Source organism: Paenibacillus xylanexedens (genome assembly GCF_001908275.1).
Taxonomy (GTDB): Bacteria; Bacillota; Bacilli; order Paenibacillales; family Paenibacillaceae; genus Paenibacillus; species Paenibacillus xylanexedens_A.
On the sequence record NZ_CP018620.1, the window covers coordinates 2,571,286 to 2,592,814 of the forward strand.

The window sequence follows — 21,529 nt, forward strand, 5'->3', positions numbered from 1 at the left end:
GTTGTTATTCAGGGCGATTATATTTTAAGTGTTTTCTATATTTTTTTACCGTATGGAGCAGCGCTTCGAACGTTTCTTCTTCATTACTGCCATCCTTAACGATGGAGACAAACGAGAAGTTATCATGAACAAGTTTGTTTCTCGTCTGAAACACCAGGCTAAGGGCTTCAGCGAAGTGTTCTTTTTCGGATTCCAGAGCAATGAACTCTTTACTCAGTTCGGCCTGAATAATCTCCATATTGGAGCGTGCACGGTAGGCAGGAGTTTTCATCAGCTGGGTCGAATTAAACTTTTTCTGATATACGTCTCTGTACAGTTGATGTAACAATTGTTCAATAATGGCGCATAATTCGATGACCAGTGAAGCATATCTTCGGTTTTTGCGTTTTCGGGTGAGCTCACATGTTTCTTCTTTGTCCAAAATACCGTATTTTTCATACAGCGTAGAGTCAACGTTCTGCAAGATTTCCTGATATTCCTGTTCGAGTAGTGCGATTTCAAGTTTGGCTTGTTTTTTAACTTTTTTAAAATCTTCTTTGGTCAGCATACTTGTCCTCCCATGGAAACCGAGATGTGATCCTATCATTATCTCATATTGTCCGTCGTTGCGCCTCTAATTTCGGAACCTCAGGTTCAGAAGGGAAGTACCTCATGTCCAAACAGACAGCAATTGTAACAGGAGCTAACTCAGGTATGGGGTTGGCAACCACCATTGAACTTGCAAGACAAGGATATCGCGTAATCATGGCATGCCGCAGTGAGAAGCGCGGACAGGAGGCTCTTCAGGAAGCTGTGCGTCAGTCTGGCTCTTCTGTGATTGAATTGATGCTGTGTGACCTGGGTTCACTCGAAAGTATACGCCAGTTTGCCCGCGCATTCCGCGAGCGTCATGATCGCCTTGACGTTCTGGTTAATAATGCGGGGGTGGTGATGGTCAAGCGGAAGGAAACCTCAGATGGGTTCGAACAGAGTATCGGCATTAACCATCTGGGGCATTTCCTGCTGACCTTACTTTTGATAGAACCTCTGAAAGCTGCAAAGCAGGGACGGGTTGTGAACGTTTCGTCAGGTGCTTACAAGGCCGGCAAAATCCACTTTGAAGATCCACATTTGCACAAAGGTTATAATCCGATCAAAAGCTACGCCCAATCCAAATTGGCGAACGTGCTGTTCACTCGTGCACTGGCTCGCAAACTGTCGGGTACGTCTGTCACAGTGAACTGTCTGCACCCTGGTGCGGTGGGAACGAGTATTGGCGTAGACCGCAATACCGGATTTGGCACACGCATTATGGCATTTGCAGGCAAGCTTCCATTCTTTCTGTCCCCTGAAGAAGGGGCGCGAACGGCTGTTTATCTGGCCACAAGCCCTGAAGTCGTCGGGATCACCGGGCGTTACTTCTATCAACAGAAAGAGCAGCAGCTGAAGAAACGTGCCGTTGATGATGCTTCAGCTGAGCTTTTCTGGACATGGAGCGAAGAACAGGTGGGGCTAAGAGATGACGAGAAGTTGTAATTCAGCACAAGCTGATGAGTGACCCATGAATAGAGTCGTTACATCTTTTATACTTTTGCCTTCACAGCTTGTTGGATCATTTCAATAACAGCTTCTATGCGTTGGATGCCTTGATCTCCCTGACCGTATGCACGGACAGAGGCGGATGAGGCATTTTTCTCATTCTCACCAAGCACGAGCGAATAAGGCACTTTTTCCATCTGGGCTTCACGGATTTTGTACCCGAGCTTCTCACTGCGTAGATCTGTTTCTACCCGAATGCCCGCAGCTCGGAGCTGACTCTGTACTTGGAGCGCATAGTCTGCGTAATGATCCGATACAGGCAGCAGCTTCACTTGCACAGGTGCGAGCCAGAGTGGGAACGCTCCTGCATAGTGCTCAGTCAGAATGCCGATGAATCGATCGATGGAACCATAGATGGCACGATGGATCACGACAGGACGGTGTTTCAGACTATCTTCGCCAATGTAAGTGAGGTCGAACTTCTCCGGCATTTGAAAATCAAGCTGGATTGTTCCGCACTGCCAGCTACGCTTCAGCGCATCGAGGATATGAAAGTCAATTTTAGGGCCATAAAAGGCACCGTCCCCTTCGTTAATGCGATACTCCACGCCCCGACGATCCAGAACATTTTGCAATGCGCGTTCCGCCTGATCCCACAGTTCCTCAGATCCCATGGAATCTTCTGGACGAGTGGACAACTCAATCTTATATTCGAATCCAAAGATATCGTACATACGTCCGATCAGTGAGATCGCCTGATTGATCTCGTCCTCGATCTGCTCTGGCATGACGTAGAGATGAGCATCATCCTGGCAGAATGTCCGCACACGCATCATGCCGTTCAGGGCACCTGAGAATTCATGACGGTGAACCTGACCGAATTCCATCATGCGAATCGGTAATTCGCGATAGGAATGGAGTGTATTTTTGAAGATCAGCATGTGCCCAGGGCAGTTCATCGGTTTCAGTGCAAAAGTGGCATCGTCCACTTCCGAGAAATACATGTTGTCCTTGTAATGCTCCCAATGGCCGGATTGCTCCCACAGCCTGTTGTTCATCATCAGAGGAGTCCGAACTTCCTGATAACCTTCCTGTAATTGCAGTTCACGCGAGAATTGCTCCAGTTCAGTGCGAACAGTCATGCCTTTAGGCAGATAGAAGGGCATGCCGGGCGCTTCTTCGGAGAACATGAACAGTTCAAGCTCTTTGCCAAGTTTACGGTGATCCCGTTTTTTCGCTTCTTCGAGCATGTGCAGATGTTCATCCAGTTGGGCTTTGTTCGGGAAAGCAGTGCCGTAGATACGTTGCAGCATCTTATTATCCGAGTTACCCCGCCAGTACGCACCAGCTACATTCAACAGCTTGAACGCTTTGATCCGACCAGTGGATGGAAGATGGGGACCGCGACACAGATCGAAGAACTCTCCTTGATCATAGATCGAAAGCTCGGCGTCCTCTGGCAAATCCCGAATGAGTTCAAGCTTGTAAGGGTCCTGGATTTCTCCGAAGATACGGAGGGCTTCCTCCCGGTTAACGACCCGGCGACTGATCTTATGATTTTCCTGAATGATTTTGTTCATTTCCCGCTCGATGGCAGCCAGATCACTGATGGACAAGGCATGCTCCAGATCAACATCGTAATAGAATCCATCTTCAATGACTGGGCCGATACCCAGTTTCACTTGTTCTGCACCGTAAATGCGTTTGAGTGCCTGTGCGAGCACATGTGCTGCGCTGTGACGATAACGATACAGACCTTCCGCACTTTCTAAAGTAACGATAACAAGTTCGCAATCTTGCTGGAGCACCCAATCGAGATCGACATTTTGACCATCTACAATACCGCCGATAGCCTGTTTCCCAAGACTTGTGCTGATAGATGAGGCAACCGCACCTACAGTGATGCCTGCTTCGTAAGAACGTATCGCGCCACCTTGCAGATGGACCTCAATGGAATGACTGGATGGTTGAAGATCATTTGCTTGGTTGTTTATTTCGTTACCTGATTTGTTGCTTGCTGAGTTACTGTTTTCTTGTTTGCTCATGTGAACCACTCTCCATTTCTTAAAATGAAAGCGCAAAAAACACCCGTCCCGGAAAAGGGACGAGTGCGCTTGGCTCGTGGTTCCACCCTAATTTTGGTTATGGTGCACCCTGTTCTCGGCCAGCCGCCGGAACAGAAAACATCATAACCCTCATTGGAATCCGTTATCGGGGATCAGGCGGTGAACTCTACTGGCAGCAAGCCAAACATCCGAGGGAAGTTCGAAATGCTGAGGTTCGAGGTCACGGCTGCAGAGGGGTAATTCCGGTCCGTTCGCTGAAGAAGGTTTCACCAATCCCTTCTCTCTCTGGGCAGCACGCAAACGAAATCATGTCTCTGGTCATCGCCAAATATGTTAGATCAACTCATTCAAATTATTCTGAAATGTGTTGCATTCAATATTAATATATTGGAACAGGTGTTATTGAGTGTCGATTATATAGACTGAAAATGGAAAGGTCAAGCGGAACATTTTAATTGGTTTCGGACGGCCCATCCCATATTAAGCGAATGATCGTTCCTTCACCAGGGGTGGACTGTACCTCAATACGACCATTCATGGCTTCGATCAAACCTTTGGTTACCGCCATACCCAGCCCTGATCCAACATCCGATGTACCTGTATCTGTACCGCGATAGTATCGTTCAAATAACTTCCATACCGTCTCGGAGTCCATGCCGCGTCCATTATCGGCAAACTGAATGCTGAATGCATCTGCGTGTTCACCAGAATGCACACTGACAACCAGGATGGACTCGGGCGGATTATGAAGAAGGGCATTGGCAGTCAGATTATCCACAATTCGTTCAAACGACGGAATATGGACAAGTCCATACACTGGTACTTCGGAAGGTTGGAATAGGATGCGTCCTTCCCCATATGCCGGGTTCCGTTCAGCGCGCTGGATCAGATCACGAAGTAACGTATTTACGTCAGTCTCTTCCGCCACAGGTTGATATCCTCCACTGCGTAATCGATAGGTCATGGCAAGGTCGTTGACAAGCCTGTCCATATACATGGACTTATCGAGCATTATGCCTGCGAATTCCCTGACTTCCTCCGTGGTCCAGCTATATTTATCTGCCTCAAGCATATGCGCATAACCCTGAATGGAGGAGAGGGGCGTCTTCAGGTCATGTGTTATGCCAGCGATCCATTCCTCCCGCAGAGAATCGGTCTGTTTCCGAAGTTCTTCATCTTGCTTCAATGTGTGAGACAGGGCCTGCATGGAGTGAAGTACTTCAGCATATACCTTGTATTTTCGCTTCCACTTTCCGTTACGACGCTGACTGCGAGGGATTCCGAAGGCTCCAGTAGGTTCCTCGTAGTGCCCCCTCTCCAGACGCTGTAACCATTGGAGCATATGCAGCATGGGTGAGCCAAATCGGTTGGCATACCAGAAGGCAAGCAAAATGAGCAGCATGATGATAGACACGATCAATATAACCAATGCCGGTTCCAGAATAAAACTGTAGGGGTTTTGAGTTCCGGTCGCCAATGGATCACCAGGTATGCTAATCAGCCAGGTGGTTTCATTCTGTTCGTCGTACCACGTTGCAACAGACATACCTGATCGACTCGGATAGCGAATTTGCAGAACCAGTTCCTGAATGGTGTATTCGCTTGGTACGCCCATGGCTGGTTTATTATAGGAGGAGAGCTCGCTTCCTGATGCGTCCAATACTTGAAGATAAGCATTGGCGGCATGGAGGGCCTCCTGTTGGTCGGGCCGAAGGTCAAGCTTCCCGTTGGTGAAAGCAAGGTCTGAACGAATGTTATTCATTAAGGACTTGGCCGGATTACTCTCGCCATATAACAAGGTGAAGTTCTTCCCGTTTTTCTCCCGGATCAGCATGACGATCTGATAAGGAAAAGGCTTCTGGCCTTCCCAGTATGCAATCAATTCCCCCGGTTTATAGTGAGTAGGAACATCGGCGGGTGTGTGGTATTCATCAATGGCGTAACCTTGTTCATCCAAAACTTGGAGCCAGCCTTGATATTTATCCACTTGCTTTAGCAATTCGGGGTCATATCGGATCGTATCATCCGGCATGATCTCTGCTGTATTAATTAATTGGTCCAGACCGTTGGCAGCAAAATCATCTACCAGATTCACTTCATTCACCTTTTGCACGACCCAGTAAGTCGCTACAGACCCAAGCAGGATGATAAGAACGACTGCACCGGCAAGCATCCCGATAAACCGGGTCATTAACCTGCGACGAATACTCATGGGCGTGACACATGTTCCGGCTGAATCAGTTTGTAACCCAGACCCCGGACGTTGACGAGAAACACCGGATTGGAAGGATCGGCTTCAATGCGCTCCCGAATGCGGTGAATATGAACCATCACGGTATTGTCATCACTAATGGCTTCCGAGCCCCAGACCCGCTCATATAGATCTGATTTGGTGAAAATTCGATTGGGATGTTTGCAGAAAAAGAGTAACAGTTGGAACACAAGTGCCGGACAAGATACGGACTCACCTTCAACACGAAGTTCACCAGCCCACTCCAGCACTTGAAACCGTCCAAAGTCGTACACGCCTTCCGATGTGCTGGGATATGACGTATTTACGTTAGATGGGACGTGATCCGAGATCGCTGCGGTTTTAGATGGTAAATAACGCTTCAGTAATGATTTAATTCGAGCAACGACTTCCAGAGGATTAAAGGGTTTGGCAACATAATCGTCACCACCAACAGCGAATCCGGTTAATTTGTCATAATCGGTTGTTTTGGCCGTCAGAAACAGGATGGGCGCATCGGTGACCTGTCGTAGAAAAGGACAGATTTCCAGTCCGCTTTTGCCAGGAAGCATGATGTCGAGCACGATGCAATGATACGTCTTGTTGTTGCATGCCTCGATGGCAGCTTCGCCTGTTGTAACGGTATCAATATCGAGAAACTGCTCTTTGAGCAGAACGGTTTTGAGCATATGCAGAATAGCCTGTTCATCATCCACAAGCAGTAATGAGACGTTATCCATAGTTTAAAAATGACCTCCTGATCCTTCCGTTGTGTGTATTGCTAATCATACCATCCAAGAAGGCTGTATAACGTATGAGCTATCTTAACGGAATCTTAATTATGCAGCGTTAGAAGGCAAGACGAGTTTAACTACTGGTAAGTTGGGGTTAGACGAAGGATAAGACTCATTCTGTACACTTAACTGGAAAGTATAACGATTAGCAGAAGGGATGTTGAAAATGAACAGAGAAGGTCATGTGAAATCAGAGCAACATACACATTCGAAATTACAGAATAGAAAGGGCTGGAAGGTGCTTGCGATTACCCTTGGAGCTTGCGTAATACTGTCTGCTTGCGGCAACAGTAACTCCATTACTTCCGACCAGGCAGAGCAGCAGTCAGCAGAACAGGCGTCCAATAATGAAGCGAGCGAGAACTCCAATCAGGAGCAGAACTCAAGTTCAGAGGTGAGCGCGATGGTTACACCGGACAATTTCATAGATACGCTGATGAACGGTTCAAAGGATGCAATCTATAATCAATTCTCTCCCGAATTGAAGGGGACGTTAACGCTTGAACAGTTCAAAACGACTGCCGATCCTTTTTTGGAGGGTGTTGAATCATGGGAGCAAGTGGTAGACGCCAAAATGAATCAAATATCTGAGGTGGCCTGGAAGGATCAGACTGGGACGAAAGGAATTCGAGCTTATTTTTCCGAAGAAAATCAAATTGAAGGTCTCTCGATCCAACCGCTGCAAGCTCATGAGGACACGGATGCCAAATTCACCAAAACGGAATTTCAATTGCCGATGAAGGGAGAATGGTATGTATTCTGGGGAGGTAATGATGTGTTGTCGAACTATCATTATGAGCATGAAACCCAGCGGTATGCGCTGGATATCGTACGGACCAAAGAGCAATCCAGTTATCAAGGTGATGCAAAGGAAAATCAAAACTACTATGCTTTTGGTGAACCGCTCTATGCAGCTGCCGATGGTACTGTGGTCGATATCAAAAATGATATACCGGACAATGTACCGGGTGTCATGAATCCGGAAGAACCGGCTGGTAACTACGTGGTAATCGACCATGGCAACAGTGAATACAGCATCACAGGACACATCAAGGAAGGCAGTGTTTCGGTCAAAAAAGGAGATAAGCTCAAGCAGGGAGACCCTATCGGTGAGCTTGGTAATTCGGGAAATTCCAGTGAAGCTCATCTGCATTTCCAGGTATCGGATGGCCCGGATCTGTTCACATCTCGCTCAATTAACATTCGTTGGGCAGACCAGAGTCAGCAGTTCACTCGTGGTAACACAATACAGAGACTGCCAGAGTAATGATGGTGGCGTATCGCCCGCGGTATTGATGAGTAATTCTCTGTCAGAATGTTAGAGGTGACGAAGGCTTCTATTTTCCATTATAATATCCTCTATGATAATAGAACGATCTGAGATGATGGAGGAATAGCGATGAAACTGGAAGATGTGCAGATTGAATATGCGCGCCTTGAGGACTTGCCGAGGATTGTGGAAATTTATAATTCTACCATTGAGGGCCGTATGGCAACAGCGGATTTGGAGCCGGTGACGGTGGAGCAACGTGTTCCGTGGTTCGAGGAACATTCACCGGATCATCGTCCGCTTTGGGTGATGAAGCAGGCAGGGCATGTGGTAGCTTGGGCAAGTCTCAGCTCGTTCTATGGACGCCCTGCGTATAATGGAACGGTGGAAGTCAGTGTATACGTGGATCAGCAATGCCGCGGAATTGGGGCTGGCGGACGTTTGCTCGAAACGGTATTTGCAGCATGTCCTGCACTTGGAATTACAACCATTCTCGGATTTGTCTTCGGGCATAACGAACCGAGTCTGGGGTTATTGCGCAAGCATGGTTTTGAACAGTGGGGATATTATCCCGAAGTGGCCGTGTTGGATGGTGTGAATAGAGATCTGGCGATTTTGGGCAAAAAAATATAAGTGTCGTTCTTATTCGTAACATAAGAACACTGAAAACCTCCAACCTAAATTAATAGGATTGGAGGTTTTTTTGTCGTTAGACTATATTCTTCGCTATGTGAAAGTATAGGTTGTGCTTACACGCCAAGCTGCTGTTTAATCTCTTGAATCTGTCCCAGATGACGTTCCTCATGATAACTTGCAAAGTCAATCCATTGGGTAAGATCCATCTCACCAAATACGGGATGAGGAAAGGACTTGCTACGCAGCAGGTCAGGATCATGATCCAATGCAAAGTTATTTAACGCTTGGTGAGATTCGTCCAGATCATTGCGTACGTCTTCAAGTGCTTCAGACGCTGCTGGAGGCTGAAGATGGGGTGGTGCCTCGACGGAGCGGCTGCGGTGCAACGATAATTCATATGGTTTTTTGTCCACAGACACCGTCTGTTCCTTCTCGAGGGCTAGGCGGGCTTGTTTTCCAATTACATTTTCCATCAGATTCAGATGTCGTAGTACTTGCATAATACTCCATTGTTGGGGTGAAGGTTTTCGGTTCAATTGTTCTTCTTCGAGTCCAGAAACTGCTTCCCAGATTTGGTTGCGTATATCGTCATTACGAGTAAACATTGTGGAATCCTCTCCTTATATACAGGTTCTATGATGCGGGTAGTCTGTGTATGTTCATTACCCCAAATGTGGATGCTTATTCTATAAGCATTGAGAATGGAAGAGTGAATGCGAACCTGGGCAAGATTAGCCTTTGTTAGATGTAATCTGTGGCAAATAAAAAAAGCCGTTCTCTATGAACGGGTTCATTTCCATCCATACCAAGTCCAAAAAAAGATTGACGGGCAGGCCCCGGCAAACTATAATCGGTACAAGTAACTTGATATGTAAGGAGTCCTGACATGATATGTTAGTAATCGACGAGGTGTATCACCATACAGCATTGCAAATATCATCGTCCGATTTATTGTACCTTATCGAACGGCTGAAGGTCAAAAAAGAAAATGAGATCGAAACGCTCAAGAAAAAGATCGAACAGTTCGAACAAAAGCGTCGAGCGGAAGAGGTTGCTTATCAATCGTTGTCGCCTGTACGCAAATGGTTTGCGGGCCGCCCCGCATCCCATCATCAGGCGGTGGAGTATATGGTGCAGGTGAAGGAACGTTTTCGCAAGATGGAACAGATTCGCAGACGCATACGTGAATTGGATCAGATCGCAGAACGAATTAAGCATCCGGACAGCATTGAGCGTGACGAGATTGAGCTTGCGCCCGATACAATTCGTGAGCTCAGACAGCTTAGTGAAACGGAGGATGTACAAACATGACTTTGGAGACGTTAAGCACCGGGATTGATACGGTCTGGGTCGTACTGAGTGCAGCGATGATTTTATTGATGGAGGGTGGATTCGCCCTGCTCGAGGCTGGCTTTGTGCGTTATAAAAATAGTGTGAACATTATTATGAAGGTATTTGCTGACATTACGATTGGAACGTTGCTGTTCTATGCCATCGGTTTTGGACTGATGTATGGTTCGGACGTAGGCGGTTTTGCGGGAGTAACGGGATTTTTCCTGAATGGGGATTTGTCTCACCTGGACGTGCCAGTATCTCTGGAGACATTCTGGTTGTTCCAGGCTGCCTTTACCATTGCTGTTATTTCAATCGTTTCAGGAGCGGTAGCCGAGCGGATCAACTTCCGTGCCTACCTGTTGTATATCATATTGATGACGGCGATCATCTATCCAATTGGTGGACACTGGGCATGGGGCGGCGGCTGGCTTAGTCAGCTGGGGATGCAGGACTTTGCCGGTTCTGCTGTCATCCATGCACTCGGCGGATTCTCGGCACTGGCTGCTGCGATTATCATTGGCCCACGTAAAGGGAAGTACACGCCACTTGGCGTAAGTGCCATTGCACTCCCAAGCAATCTGCCACTGGCATCTGTAGGTGCATTTTTATTATGGTTCGGCTGGTTTGGCTTCAATGCGGGTAGTACACTCAGCGCGACGGATGTAAGAATTGGTCACATTGCCATTGTCACGATGTTATCTGCGGCTTCGGGTGGTGCAGTTACGCTGTTGTATACGTTATTCCGCTTCAATCGTTCAGATGCACCCTCGGTCATTAACGGTTCGCTTGCGGGACTGGTCGGTATTACGGCAGGCTGTGCTTTTGTTGGTGATGTAGCAGCGATATTCATTGGGGCAGTATCTGGCTTGTTGATGATGGCTGCCACTAACTGGCTGGACCGTCGGCAGATTGATGATCCAGTTGGTGCTTTCCCGGTGCATGCCGCATCAGGGATGTGGGGCACGATTGCTGTAGGTCTGTTTGCCACGGATGGTGGATTATTTATGGGCGGCGGCTGGAGGTTGCTGGGTGTTCAGGCACTTGGCCTTACAGCCCTGGTCATCTGGGGATTCGCCATGACCTGGATCGGGTTAAAGCTGATTGGCAAAATTGTGCCTGTGCGTTCGACAGAAGAAGAGGAAGATCTGGGTCTGGATATCAGCTATCATGGTGTGATGGCAGCCCATCAGGCCCATGAATTCCTGGACGGTGAGGAGCATATGCGTGCTTACCAGGAAAAATCTTCTGAACCAAATCGTTAAATGGATATAGGATGAAGAAGTAGACTGACAGGGGATGTCAGTCTCTTTTCTCTATATAAATTGAACTACACATTTACACGAGAACGTAGAGGACAGAAAGAACCTGAAGAAACGAAGAGTTCGCCTATAAGCTTTCTGCAAGAAAGCTACATCGGAAGCATACGCTATCCCCGGATTTTTACCTTTGCAAAGGTGAATCTAAAAAATTCTGAGGATAACAGCGATCGGAAGGTTGTTCTGTCATCGGAGTGGTAAGTGTAAAATATTCTTAAGTTCAATTTATATAGAAGCAGGGAAAGACGTCCGGGCGGAAGAATATACAGGTGTGAACCTGAATATGTCTCAGCATAGGTGTATTGTCAAAAGGGGAGGATCTATATGATTAAGCCAGAACAATGTGAACGTCTGACCAGGAAAGCCCGTAAAACACTTGAGGAATATGGTTTGGGAGTTGCTGCCGATCTGTTGTTATCTTCAAGCCGCTGGGGAATTCGCCTCGATGTATCCACACTGGACGAATATCGCAGGACAGGAAACTCACGTGTGGGTGGGCATCCGGATTTGCCGAGTCGCATGGAATGGCCCGTAACACAAGAAGGGGTTCCAATGACTTTCCTGGCCCAACTGAACCTGGTGGATTTGTCGCCGTATACGCCGAATGATGGGCGCGGGACTTTGCCTGAACGTGGAATGTTATACTTTTTCGTTGGCACGGATGAATCTGCTTGTCCCATTGAACATCGTGTGATTTTTGAACCGAGTTCTCATAACCTAATAAGGCGAGAGCCTGAAGGTGATACCGCGCTGGATGGAGCCCCGTTTGTTGCACATTCGGTGACTGTACTGCCTAATCTGGAGTTTCCTACATATGCATATATAGACGCCAACGCGCTGAATGAGCTCTCGCCGCCTCAGCTTGAGACCGATGAGGCCGAAGCGGAAGTGAGTCTGTATGACCGATACCTTGAATTCGAGTCGAGCTGGAATCATCCGAGTACGCTGAATTGGGGTGGAATGTTTGGATATCCTGACGGGCAGCATCCGGATGCCGAGCATCGTGCCTTGTTACAGATCGCATTGGGAGAAGAGTACGATTATAATGAGCAGGAGTGTGAGAAGAAGCTGACCAAGCATTACGGCGGTGATGAGGATCGGACATGGCAGGAACTATCCGATACACTGCTGCTGTTGAAGATAGATACACATGATGCTATTGGTTTCCAATGGTGGGATTGCGGGGAACTGCAATTTTTCATTCGCAAGTCTGACTTGGAGGCTGGACGATTCGAGCAAACGTATTGTTCGTTATACTCAAGTTGAACAAAGATTTGAAAACAAATAGGCAACAAAATGTCCTGAATCCCGTCTATATGAAGGAGGAAGGACTTTTTTTGTTCGTAGATTGTTATATAAATTGAACTAAATAATATTTACACTGCACACTCCGATGACAGAACAACCTTCCGATCGCTGTTATCCCCAGATTTTTTTGATTCCTTTTATAAAGGGGAAATCCGGGGATAAAGGCGAACGCTCCGCTTCTTCAGGTCCTTTCTGTCCTCTACGTTTTGTGTAAATGTTTTGTTCAATTTATATAGATTTGGGGTATATATAAGGGAGGGATATCTTGGTTGATAACCGATCATATGTTCTGTATAATGGGATAAAAAGGAAGTGTATCTGTTGATTCAATCTGCGTTCAAACATATTGACGTGGCCGTAACATCGTTGATTGATATATGTGATCAGTTGTCGGAAGAAGATTTGGCTTTGACTCCAATTGAAGGTAAACGGCCTGTTGGAGAATTACTAGCTCATCTGTCTGTGATCTGCCGAGCGGATGTTTATATTTCCGAAGGTGCATCGGAGGAAGAGATGGCTCAATTCTATGCAGAGAATCAGGTGCATTCGCTCGGTGAGATCAAGCAGGCTTTGATTGATAACCAGATGTATCTATACCAACGGTACAGGCAGTTTAACACGGAAGAGTTATTACATGTGACGGATTCGTACTGGGGAGCTTCCTATAGTCGGCTGGAGTGGTTACTTGAGATTATGGGGCATGTATATCATCACAGAGGACAATTGTATACGATGCTGACCCTGACGGGCAAAGAACCCGAATCAGTACTTTTTAAATAGAAATAGATAGAATACATATAAGCATGTTATAGGAAACATCATGGGTTAAAGTGGGAATAGACCGACGATACTACACGTTATACGTGAAATAACGGAGGATTCTGGTATGCAACGACATAATACATGGAATGCATTGATGGACAATACGTTGATTGACAGGTTAAAACAGATTCCTGAACTTGATCAGGCTACACGGATTGAACCCGTTATAAAGGGTTATTCAGCGGATGCTAAATTCAAAATTTTTGTCCCTGGCCAAGGCCATGTGTTGGTGAGGATATATGATGTTGCTGAGGAATGGATGAAGCAAAGGGAATATCAATGTTTGAAGAGCATGCAACAATTAGGTGTACTGTGTCCAGCAACGTTATGCACAGGTAGATTGGATGAGAAGAACGGTTATATGATTCTTAGCTACATTGAAGGCGAAGATGCTTCCGAGAGACTGCCTCAACTGAATGAACAGCAGCAGTGGGCGGTTGGCTTTGAAGCAGGAGCGCAGCTACAACTGATTCACAAGTTGCCGATGGAGGAACAGACCGAATCATGGTACATACGCAAGAGCACGAAGCATCAACGTTACGTAGAGCGCTATAAACAGTGCCCGATCGTGATGAAAGAGGATCAGGCCATTCTAACGTTTATTGCAGACCATTTCGGTTGGATGAAAAATCGTCCAGATGGATTTCAACATGATGACTTCCACCCGAGCAATCTTGTCGTTAAGCAGGATAAACTCGCAGGAGTGATTGATTTTAATCGTTATGATCAAGGGGATCCCATTCATGAATTTTTGAAGCTGGGTTTGTTTGCTTCGGAGATCAGTATTCCATATTCCATAGGTCAGATTCAGGGCTATTTCGATGGCAATGAACCGAATGAGTTATTCTGGAGATTGTATTCACTGTATACGGCTATGGCGCTGGTGTCTTCTGTGGTGTGGATTCAGCAGGTGAAGCCGGAAGAGACACATGAGATGATGAACAAGATCGAGCGTGTCCGTGAAGATCACGATGATTTTCGCAGTTTCGTCCCTCGGTGGTATACTTTGAACAGATCATGAATTATGGAAGGGAAAGGAATAATGCCGTGGCACAGCCAGCAACCATTCTGCTTGTGGATGATGAGCAGGAGATTATTAAATTGATGGAAATTTATTTTGGCAACGAGGGTTATCGGATTCTCACTGCGAATGATGGGCTTGAAGCACTGGAACAATTGAAAAAAGAGTCAATTGATCTTATTATTCTGGATGTTATGATGCCAAATATGGACGGAATCGAAGCTTGTATGAAAATTCGGGAAGAGCAGAAAATGCCGATTATTATGCTGTCCGCCAAAAGTATGGATATGGATAAAATTACAGGGCTAAGCATCGGTGCTGATGATTATGTGACCAAGCCATTTAACCCGCTTGAACTTGTGGCACGGGCCAAATCTCAGCTGCGCAGGTATCATACCTTCAATGAAGGTCGGGAGAACAAAGAGCACGAGTGGGTTATTGATGATCTGGTCATTAATACCGATACACATGAAGTTTGGGTGGATGAGCAGCCGGTTCGTCTGACTCCGCGTGAATTTGCTGTTCTTGAATTACTGGCTCGACACCAAGGTTCAGTACTCAGTATGGAACAGATCTATCGTCAGGTCTGGAAGGAAGAATTCATGGAATCGAACAATACTGTCATGGTACATATTCGCAAGATTCGTGAGAAGATTGAACTCGACAGCAAACATCCCAAGTTCATTCAGACCGTATGGGGTGTGGGTTACAAGATGATCAAACCGCAATAAACATGTACATCCACAGGATGTCATGTGACATGAACACATTCAGGGAGTTCCTATTATGAATTCAAAGTTGATTAATACAGTCCGATGGAAATTTATCTATGCATTTTTGCTGAGTGGCATATTAACTGCAGTTATTTTGTACGGAGGCAGTCAGGTGGGGCAGACCATCCTGGAAGCTCAGACGTATCCGGATTATTCCATTCCGGCCCAGGGGATTAGGTGGTTGGTGAATAATATTGGTTCGGTGCCTTTGATGATTGTGGTAGGCGTGCTCAGTTTTGTGCTGTTTTTTTTCCTGTTCTCTCGCAAGGTGATGCGAGTTCTGGATGAAATTACGGCAGGAATTCAGGAAGTTGCCAAAGGAGAGCTATCCCATCGCATCGAAGTGAAGACCTCGGATGAATTCGGAGTGGTCGCTGCAAGCATTAATCAAATGGCTGAACAATTGCAATTATCGCTTCAGGAAGAGCGTAATGCAGTTGCTGCCAAAAACGATCTGATTACGGGGATATCACATGATCTGAGAACACCACTCACTTCTATTCTGGGATTTCTGGAGTACATTGAGAAGGATCGCTACCAGGATGAGATTGAGATGCGCTATTACGTTAGCATCGCCTATGAGAAATCCCTGACTCTTCGTAAGCTGATTGATGACTTGTTTGAATATACGCGTGTGAGTGGCGGGAGTCTTCCGTTGTCTTTGCAAGCGTTGAACCTGAATTCGTTTCTGATGCAGCTGGCTGAAGAGTTTGCTCCCATGCTGGAGGATGCTGGCATGACCTACAAGATCATCGGCGGGCAAGAGCCACTATGGATAAAAGCTGCTCCGGGGGAGCTTGTAAGGGCGTATGAGAATCTGTTCAGCAATGCCATTCGGTATGGTTCGCAGGGTAAACTAATGGAGATTGGGTTGGCCCTTGAAGGTGAAGAGGCTGTAGTCCGCATCAGTAATTATGGTGAATCGATTCCGGCACAAGATCTGCCACATCTGTTTGATCGATTCTATCGTGTGGATAAATCGCGTTCCCGTGAAACGGGAGGTACGGGTCTCGGCCTGGCGATTGCCAAATCGATGATTGAATTACATCGAGGAAGTATCGTTGCCTACAGTGAAAATGGCAGAACGGATTTTGTTACCCGATTCCCTGTAACTGCTGCTCCGCCAAGTAATTACGAAGAGCAGTAATAATTAAGAATTTGGTAAGAAGTTAACTACTTCCTCATTAAGAAATATTCGGTATGCTACCTCTATTACTTATTGTTGTATAGAGGAGGATACCAAATATGAAGACCCGATTCAGTACTGTAAGACTAAGATACATATACATTGGAGGAGCAAGCGCGTTACTCAGCGCAGCGCTCCTTTTTGTCGTTTATCATGTGCTGCGATTTGCGCATAACCATGTCCTTCCTGATACAGCATGGATAACGCGTATGATGAACTGGGGAATCAACCATATCGGAACAAAGCCGTTTTTCATCTTCATTGGTGGAGCCGTATTTGCGATCTTTTTCTGGATTCGATCCCAGAAAATTGCGGAAGATCTCAGTCAACTTGCACGCGGAACAGCCGAACTTGCATTGGGCCACCATCCTGGAAGAATTGATGTTCTCAGTGGTGGTGAACTACGACAAATTGCTGCCAATCTGAATGCGATTGCGTTTCTCATGCATAAGGATCGGCTGAGCATATCAGAACCGAAACAGGAGAGAAGAGAGATAGAGGGAGCGTCTATTAAGCATGAGCAACCCGGACTTCAGCAACATATTACAGAAGACAAGGAGAATGCTGAAACTATATCTACGCAGGTGGACTTACCGATAAAACTTACTCTCTACCGTATTCAATCTTCTCTGGATGAGATCATCCAAGGGCGGTGCCAGGACGAGGTGGAAGTTCAGCATTGGGCCAAGTTGGCGTATGAACAGACATTGCTGCTTCAACATGCTCTGGAGATTACAAAACGGAATGGACAGGAACGCGTAGTTTCAATGGAACAGGTACACAAGGAGCCTGAATGTTGAAGCACAGGGGCAAGCAATGGATGTATTACATATTTGATGGAGCAGTGGTTGTCGTTTTGATGTTGGCCTTTTTCTATCTCTATCTGATTACTTATGGCGAAGGAGTGCTTCGCAATCGTCCAGAGGCTATGCAGGTGGCCTCCTCAACCATTATTACGAATGCAGAGGGGACCGAAATTTCGAGGCTGCATACGCAGACCAAAGGGTATTACGAATATGCTGATCTGAACGCCATGCCGGATTTATTAAAGATGGCTTTTTTGGCTACAGAAGATCGACGTTTCTACAACCATGATGGACTGGATTTCATCGGTCTCGGCAGGGCCATAGTGCAAGATATTATACATATGAATCTGAGTCAGGGAGGAAGCTCCATCACGCAGCAACTGGCAAGAAATCTGTACTTGAATGGGGATAAAACGTTGAGTCGAAAGGTGAATGAGATGTCCATTGCAATGGCTCTTGAGAAGAAATACAGCAAGGATGAAATTCTGGAAATGTATCTGAATCAGATCTACATGGGACGCCAGCAGTATGGTGTAAAGGCGGCAGCCTGGCGGTATTTCGGAATTAAGGATATGCACCAGTTGGAACTATGGCAGATTGCTACATTGGCCGGAATGCCAAAAGGTCCATCCATATACAATCCAGTAGATCATCCTGAACTTTCCAAACAAAGACGTGCCGTTATCCTTGGACTCATGCATGAACAGGGACTAATTACACGAAAGCAGATGCTCAAAGCCCGTGACGTCGATTACACGCCGCCTGAAACCGTATTGAATGCAACAACTTCACCGGGCTTGAGCAAGCCCGCATATGTGTCTGCCGTGGATGCTGTGATTCAGGAGGCTTCTCGGCTCACAGGTAAAAGTGAAGCGGAGATTCAATCGGCAGGTTGGGTTATTCAAACCGGGCTAGACCAGCAGGCACAACTGGCGATGGAAGAAACATTTGCAGACACTACCCGATTCCCCGATGATCGCCAAGACGAGCTAGTCCAGGCAAGTATGGTTATTATCGATCAGCACAACGGTGAAGTGAAAGCGATGATGGGTGGACGTAATCCCTTAAAAGGGGGCATCAACCGGGCGATTATGGATGCAAGGCAGCCAGGCTCTTCTTTTAAACCGATTATTGCATATGGCCCTGCGTTGGAGTCGGGGAAGTTCAAGCCAGAGAGCATACTACCGGATAAACGCATGCAATATGGCAGCTATCAACCTTCCAATCTCGGTGGGTGTTACAGTGGTTCAATAGCCATGTCCCAAGCCTTGCAAAAGTCCATCAATGCCCCAGCCGTATGGCTGCTTCATGAGACAAGGCTAAACGATGCACATCAATTTGCGGCACGACTCGGTATTGAACTGGGGAAAGAAGATCTAAACCTCTCGATTGCTTTGGGAGGTGTGCATCAGGGGGTGTCACCAATGAAGATGGCACAGGCCTATACGGTGTTTGCGAATAATGGCAAGTTGAATACAGCCCATCTGATACGCCAGATTACAGATTCCCGTGGACGAACAATATTTGCTCATATGTCGGAAAATAAGCAGGTAATCTCTTCTAGCACGGCGAATGCCATGACTAGAATGCTGCAAAATGTAGTCAGTCAGGGGACGGGAAGCCGTGCACAACTCGGTCAGCACAAGGTAGCAGGGAAAACGGGAACAACACAGGCTGCATTACCTGGTGTGGGAAGAGAGGGCAATCGGGATCTGTGGTTTGTGGGCTATACGAGTAACTGGACTGCGGCGGTTTGGATGGGATTTGATCATACAGATACAGAACATTATATGAGGTCAGGAAGTGGTGTTGCAGCGGAGTTGTTCGCAACAGTGATGGGACGTGCTACCCAATAGAATGCAAGAGAGAGAACGGAGTCCAGACGGTTCTTTCCTTCTCTTGGATAACACAGTATGTAGCCTCTAATGTATAATATGTATCTTATCTATCGTAAACGGAGGCTGAAATGAACTATAAATATAGGAACTCGGAACTGGATACAAGCTCGCTGCAGCCTAAAAGTGGTATCAGACCGGAACGGCCTGGCATCTCTGGATTAGGCGGATGGCTTATTTTAATTCAGATTGGCCTGTGGGTCTCACTGGCGCTTCTGATCGCGGATATGTCGCAGGTAAATGTCATTATGGATCCGGTAAGATGGGAGGGTGTCCGTGGTGTCGATCCGGAACTCTATACTGAGGGAATACGCCCGCTCCTTTGGTTCGGAGTCATAAGCAGCGTCATTTTACTAATGATTGTTATCTTGAATCTCGTATTGTTGTATAAGAAAAAGAAACAGTTTCCACGCATGATGATTGTGCTGTGCATTGTGAATGTATTCATTGGAATCATGACATGGATTATGATCGCACGAATTGAGATTCCGAGAGAACAGCATGTGCTCGATCCAACATCAGCATTTAATTTGACGATACGATCCATTCTGACGTGCTGTATCTTCATTCCATATTTCCTGAGGTCGGTACGTGTGAAGAATACGTTTGTGAAGTAAATAGACTTCTTTGATTGTCTCACTGCACTATAGTGCTCTATAGGGTAGTGACACGTAAGGCCCGTAGATATACAAGATTTTATCCTGTATGCTAACGGGCCTTAAGTGTGCTGATATGTGAAAAGAATAATCATTTCGATGATGATTTTGTCCGCAGTGAGGCGGGAATTCGGCGTATCATCTGGTTTAATACCTCGGAGAGCACAAGGCCTACGGCAATAGCGCCGGATAACATGAGTGCTTTGGCGGCCATCTCCATAGCGGCACTGTAGTCATTTTGCACAAAACTTCGCATCGCATTATACGCCAGTCCACCAGGAACCAGAGGAATGATGCCTGCAACGCTGAAGATGATGACGGGTGCGCGAAACATGCGAGAGAATATCTGGCTGATGACACCTACGGCTATGGTCGCTGCAAGTGTAGCAGGCACCGCATCCGCTGCATATTCAAGTACGATATAGATAATCCAGCCGATCATGCCGACAAATCCACCATGGAGCAGCATGCGCCGTGGTGCGTTGAAGATGATCCCGAACGCGGCTGAAGCGACAAAACTGGTTAAGGCTTGTTCAATAAAATGGAGCATATCCTGCATTCCTCCGTCTTACATAAAAAGTGAAAATACAACTGCAATACCGGTACCTATGGCAAAAGCAGTCAGAAATGCCTCGGCTCCCTTGGATAATCCGGATACGAGATGCCCGGCCATCAGGTCGCGTACAGCATTGGTAATCAGCAGCCCCGGAACCAGCGGCATAACCGAACCAATAATGATTTTGTCCCGTTCATGACCCACTCCCATATAGATCAGGAGAAAAGCGAGTATGCCAATAACAAAGGATGCCGTAAGCTCGGCAAAGAATTTGACCCGTACCAACTGGTGAAAGGCAATAACGGCTGCATAACCTATGCCCCCACAGATCAGCGCCGGAAGAAAGTCGCTCCAGCCCCCGCCAAACATAATGGTAAAACAACCACTGGATAACGCTGCGGCCGTAAGCTGCACAGCCGTTGAATAGGAGGAGGGCTTGCCTTCGATCTGTACCAACAGATCATGGGCTTCCTGAGCGGATAGCTCACCTTGTCCAATGCGGCGGGAGACCGCATTCACCTCGGACACCTTGTCCAGATCCGTTGTACGCTCAGAGATGCGAATCAGCTTGGCGGGTTCGGTTGCATCAACAGAGAAGAAGATGCCTGTCGGGACAACGTAACTGTGCGAATGGGGTAAACCCAGCGCCGCCGCCATACGTTTCATCGTATCTTCCACACGGTAGGTTTCACCACCGCTTTGCAGCATGATTTTGCCTGCGAGCAGACAGATGGCAATCACGCGGGATTGTTCAGTAGGGTTGCTGCCAATCATACCCGTCTCGACTTGTGATACGGGTGATGAATCATGACGTATGTATTCCAACCGGATCAAGCTCCGTTTCATATGAGATATGGGGTGGTGCGACACCATTGTATCATATTTCACACGCTCGCAAGGAATCATACCGCACCATAGCCGAGACCATAAAAAAGCTTCGTTCCCAAGACTTGAAGATCTCAGGAGCGAAGCTTCTTGGAACAGGTTCGGATATAGAAGTACAATGCCACTACATCAACAGTGTGATAACCAACAATTCATACAGCACAAGCGGCAAAATCGTTGGTCCAAACAAGGCACGCGGTTCAGGATATCCATGCATCGGGGTGACCTGGAGATACAAAATCCCCCGGTCTGCACTGATGATGACACCTTCCCACACTTGCCCATCGATATTCTGGACTTGTACCTTCTTGCCTATATGCTGCCGGGCTGTATGATGAAGCATATTCCGCACACCTTGCACGGATTGAAGCATCGGTTGATTGGCTTGATACACGACACGCGTGGATGGCGTGGATGTGGATTCAGACATGATGCACAACCCTTCCTCAAAATAAG

The 21,529-nt window shown here is 46.9% G+C and carries 21 protein-coding genes; 13 read left to right on the top strand and 8 right to left on the bottom strand.

The genetic code is table 11. The features are described 5' to 3' along the window. Positions 1-4: 4 nt before the first annotated feature. On the bottom strand, positions 5-547 hold the full coding sequence (locus BS614_RS11305; protein ID WP_074094033.1) for a hypothetical protein: 543 nt from the start codon (positions 545-547) through the stop codon (positions 5-7). Between the two features lie 104 nt (positions 548-651). Here BS614_RS11305 and BS614_RS11310 point away from each other — a divergent pair, with 104 nt between their 5' ends. Beyond that, positions 652-1,515, top strand: a complete 864-nt coding sequence (locus BS614_RS11310; protein WP_074094034.1) for an SDR family oxidoreductase — start codon at positions 652-654, stop codon at positions 1,513-1,515. A 47-nt stretch (positions 1,516-1,562) separates the two neighbouring features. Here the strand turns inward: BS614_RS11310 and thrS are convergent, their stop codons facing one another. The 3 genes from thrS to BS614_RS11325 all read right to left on the bottom strand — a co-directional run bounded on the left by thrS (position 1,563) and on the right by BS614_RS11325 (position 6,554). Beyond that, positions 1,563-3,563 carry a threonine--tRNA ligase gene (gene thrS, locus BS614_RS11315; RefSeq protein ID WP_244898301.1) on the bottom strand — a complete coding sequence of 667 codons (2,001 nt, stop codon included), beginning with the start codon at positions 3,561-3,563 and terminating at the stop codon, positions 1,563-1,565. Positions 3,564-4,035: 472 nt separating this feature from the next. Continuing rightward, positions 4,036-5,796: a sensor histidine kinase gene (locus tag BS614_RS11320; RefSeq protein WP_074094035.1), complete on the bottom strand. Its 1,761-nt coding sequence runs from the start codon at positions 5,794-5,796 to the stop codon at positions 4,036-4,038. After that, entirely contained in the window at positions 5,793-6,554 is a 762-nt protein-coding gene (locus BS614_RS11325) for a response regulator transcription factor (protein WP_074094036.1), read from the bottom strand. Before BS614_RS11325 ends, BS614_RS11320 begins: the two co-directional genes overlap by 4 nt. A gap of 220 nt (positions 6,555-6,774) precedes the next feature. On the opposite strand from BS614_RS11325, the gene BS614_RS11330 reads away from it, so the two are divergent. Both BS614_RS11330 and BS614_RS11335 read left to right on the top strand, forming a co-directional pair. Continuing rightward, positions 6,775-7,875 carry a peptidoglycan DD-metalloendopeptidase family protein gene (locus BS614_RS11330; protein ID WP_167544398.1) on the top strand — a complete coding sequence of 367 codons (1,101 nt, stop codon included), beginning with the start codon at positions 6,775-6,777 and terminating at the stop codon, positions 7,873-7,875. 132 nt (positions 7,876-8,007) lie between these two features. Then, complete coding sequence (locus BS614_RS11335) at positions 8,008-8,511, top strand: GNAT family N-acetyltransferase (protein WP_074094037.1); 504 nt, start codon at positions 8,008-8,010, stop codon at positions 8,509-8,511. A gap of 116 nt (positions 8,512-8,627) precedes the next feature. Here BS614_RS11335 and BS614_RS11340 read toward each other — a convergent pair whose 3' ends face one another. Then, a complete protein-coding gene (locus tag BS614_RS11340) occupies positions 8,628-9,119 on the bottom strand; it encodes a DinB family protein (RefSeq protein WP_074094038.1) in 492 nt (163 codons plus the stop codon). 286 nt (positions 9,120-9,405) lie between these two features. On the opposite strand from BS614_RS11340, the gene BS614_RS11345 reads away from it, so the two are divergent. The 10 genes from BS614_RS11345 to BS614_RS11390 all read left to right on the top strand — a co-directional run bounded on the left by BS614_RS11345 (position 9,406) and on the right by BS614_RS11390 (position 19,593). Then, positions 9,406-9,825, top strand: coding sequence for a hypothetical protein (locus BS614_RS11345; RefSeq protein ID WP_074094039.1), 420 nt, complete (start codon positions 9,406-9,408; stop codon positions 9,823-9,825). Beyond that, positions 9,822-11,111: an ammonium transporter gene (locus BS614_RS11350; protein WP_074094040.1), complete on the top strand. Its 1,290-nt coding sequence runs from the start codon at positions 9,822-9,824 to the stop codon at positions 11,109-11,111. The genes BS614_RS11345 and BS614_RS11350 overlap by 4 nt, the downstream gene beginning before the upstream one ends. Positions 11,112-11,489: 378 nt before the next feature. Then, the gene (locus tag BS614_RS11355; RefSeq protein WP_074094041.1) at positions 11,490-12,431 is read left to right on the top strand and encodes a DUF1963 domain-containing protein; all 942 of its coding nucleotides are present in this window, start codon (positions 11,490-11,492) and stop codon (positions 12,429-12,431) included. A 354-nt stretch (positions 12,432-12,785) separates the two neighbouring features. Further along, entirely contained in the window at positions 12,786-13,253 is a 468-nt protein-coding gene (locus BS614_RS11360) for a DinB family protein (protein WP_244898302.1), read from the top strand. 106 nt (positions 13,254-13,359) lie between these two features. Next, the gene (locus BS614_RS11365; RefSeq protein ID WP_084174491.1) at positions 13,360-14,316 is read left to right on the top strand and encodes an aminoglycoside phosphotransferase family protein; all 957 of its coding nucleotides are present in this window, start codon (positions 13,360-13,362) and stop codon (positions 14,314-14,316) included. After that, positions 14,313-15,047 carry a response regulator transcription factor gene (locus BS614_RS11370; RefSeq protein ID WP_017689932.1) on the top strand — a complete coding sequence of 245 codons (735 nt, stop codon included), beginning with the start codon at positions 14,313-14,315 and terminating at the stop codon, positions 15,045-15,047. Before BS614_RS11365 ends, BS614_RS11370 begins: the two co-directional genes overlap by 4 nt. Before the next feature lie 55 nt (positions 15,048-15,102). Then, entirely contained in the window at positions 15,103-16,236 is a 1,134-nt protein-coding gene (locus BS614_RS11375; protein WP_074094042.1) for a sensor histidine kinase, read from the top strand. A gap of 98 nt (positions 16,237-16,334) precedes the next feature. Then, on the top strand, positions 16,335-17,075 hold the full coding sequence (locus BS614_RS11380) for a hypothetical protein (protein ID WP_074094043.1): 741 nt from the start codon (positions 16,335-16,337) through the stop codon (positions 17,073-17,075). Continuing rightward, positions 17,069-18,937: a transglycosylase domain-containing protein gene (locus BS614_RS11385; RefSeq protein ID WP_074094044.1), complete on the top strand. Its 1,869-nt coding sequence runs from the start codon at positions 17,069-17,071 to the stop codon at positions 18,935-18,937. Before BS614_RS11380 ends, BS614_RS11385 begins: the two co-directional genes overlap by 7 nt. A gap of 110 nt (positions 18,938-19,047) precedes the next feature. Continuing rightward, entirely contained in the window at positions 19,048-19,593 is a 546-nt protein-coding gene (locus BS614_RS11390) for a DUF2569 domain-containing protein (protein WP_074094045.1), read from the top strand. Positions 19,594-19,723: 130 nt separating this feature from the next. Here BS614_RS11390 and BS614_RS11395 read toward each other — a convergent pair whose 3' ends face one another. From BS614_RS11395 to BS614_RS11405, 3 genes are all read right to left on the bottom strand, one after another. After that, positions 19,724-20,182 (bottom strand): threonine/serine exporter family protein, encoded by a 459-nt coding sequence (locus tag BS614_RS11395; RefSeq protein WP_074094046.1) that lies wholly within the window; start codon positions 20,180-20,182, stop codon positions 19,724-19,726. An 18-nt stretch (positions 20,183-20,200) separates the two neighbouring features. Further along, entirely contained in the window at positions 20,201-20,962 is a 762-nt protein-coding gene (locus tag BS614_RS11400; RefSeq protein WP_074096804.1) for a threonine/serine exporter family protein, read from the bottom strand. Between the two features lie 235 nt (positions 20,963-21,197). Next, complete coding sequence (locus tag BS614_RS11405; RefSeq protein WP_074094047.1) at positions 21,198-21,503, bottom strand: hypothetical protein; 306 nt, start codon at positions 21,501-21,503, stop codon at positions 21,198-21,200. Positions 21,504-21,529 lie beyond the last annotated feature (26 nt).